1 protein-coding gene is annotated in these 1,970 nt (G+C 41.4%); it reads left to right on the top strand.

Annotation, left to right across the window (positions count from 1 at the left end):
* Nucleotides 1–1,970, top strand: a 1,970-nt coding sequence (locus QM867_RS10630) for a Rib/alpha-like domain-containing protein (RefSeq protein WP_414315748.1), incomplete at both ends; no start/stop codon positions are given.

The raw sequence follows: 1,970 nt of genomic DNA on the forward strand, positions 1-1,970 counted from the left end.
ACAACAACACCAGGTGAAAAACCTGCGACAGCAGTTGTAACTTACCCAGATGGTTCTAAGGAAGAAGTTCCAGTTAAAGTAACTGTTACAGACCCAAGTTCAAAACCAACAGATGCAGATAAGAACACTCCAACAGCGAAAGAACAAACTGTTAAACCAGGTGAAAAACCAAAAGCAGAAGATTCAATTGACAACCTCAAGGATCTTCCTAAAGGAACAACAGTAGAGTTCAAGACACCAGTAGATACAACAACTCCAGGCGATAAAACACCAACAGTTGTTGTGACTTACCCAGATGGCTCTAAGGATGAAGTTCCAGTTAAAGTGACTGTAAAAGATCCAAGTGCACCAGCAACCGATGCGGATAAGAACACTCCAACAGCGAAAGAACAAACTGTTAAACCAGGTGATAAACCATCTGCTAAAGATTCAATCGGTAATGTAGATGATCTTCCTAAAGGAACAACAGTAGAGTTCAAGACACCAGTAGATACAACAACTCCAGGCGATAAAACACCAACAGTTGTTGTGACTTACCCAGATGGTTCTAAGGATGAAGTACCAGTTAAAGTAACTGTAAAAGATCCAAGTGCACCAGCTACAGATGCAGACAAGAACACTCCAGTAGCTAAAGATCAAACTGTTAAACCAGGAGACAAACCATCTGCTAAAGATTCAATCGGTAATGTCGGAGATCTTCCTAAGGGCACAACAGTAGAGTTCAAGACACCAGTAGACACAACTACACCAGGTGATAAAGGAACTACAGTCGTTGTGACTTACCCAGATGGTTCTAAGGATGAAGTACCAGTTAAAGTAACTGTAAAAGATCCAAGTGCACCAGCTACAGATGCAGATAAGAACACTCCAGTAGCGAAAGATCAAACTGTTAAACCAGGCGAAAAACCAAAAGCAGAAGATTCAATTGACAACCTCAAGGATCTTCCTAAGGGTACAACAGTAGCCTTCAAGGATCCAGTAGATACAGCAACACCAGGTGAAAAACCTGCGACAGCAGTTGTAACTTACCCAGATGGTTCTAAGGAAGAAGTTCCAGTTAAAGTAACTGTAAAAGATCCAAGTGCACCAGCTACAGATGCAGATAAGAACACTCCAGTAGCGAAAGATCAAACTGTTAAACCAGGTGAAAAACCAAAAGCAGAAGATTCAATTGACAACCTCAAGGATCTTCCTAAGGGTACAACAGTAGAGTTCAAGACACCAGTAGATACAACTACACCAGGTGATAAACCTGCGACAGCAGTGGTAACATACCCAGATGGTTCTAAGGAAGAAGTTCCAGTTAAAGTAACTGTAAAAGATCCAAGTGCACCAGCTACAGATGCAGATAAGAACACTCCAGTAGCGAAAGATCAAACTGTTAAACCAGGTGAAAAACCAAAAGCAGAAGATTCAATTGACAACCTCAAGGATCTTCCTAAGGGTACAACAGTAGAGTTCAAGACACCAGTAGATACAACTACACCAGGTGATAAAGGAACTACAGTTGTTGTGACTTACCCAGATGGATCTAAGGATGAAGTACCAGTTAAAGTAACTGTAAAAGATCCAGAGAAGACATCTGATGCAGACAAGAACACTCCAACAGCGAAAGATCAAACTGTTAAACCAGGAGATAAACCATCTGCCAAAGATTCAATCGGTAATGTAGGTGATCTTCCAGAAGGAACAACAGTAGAGTTCAAGACACCAGTAGACACAACTACCCCAGGTGACAAAGACGCTACAGTCGTTGTAACATACCCAGATGGATCTAAGGATGAAGTACCAGTTAAAGTAACTGTAAAAGATCCAGAGAAGACATCTGATGCAGACAAGAACACTCCAACAGCGAAAGATCAAACTGTTAAACCAGGAGATAAACCATCTGCCAAAGATTCAATCGGCAATGTAGGTGATCTTCCAGAAGGAACAACAGTAGAGTTCAAGACACCAGTAGACACAACTAC

The organism is Streptococcus infantis (genome assembly GCF_047463635.1).
GTDB lineage: Bacteria > Bacillota > Bacilli > Lactobacillales > Streptococcaceae > Streptococcus > Streptococcus infantis_W.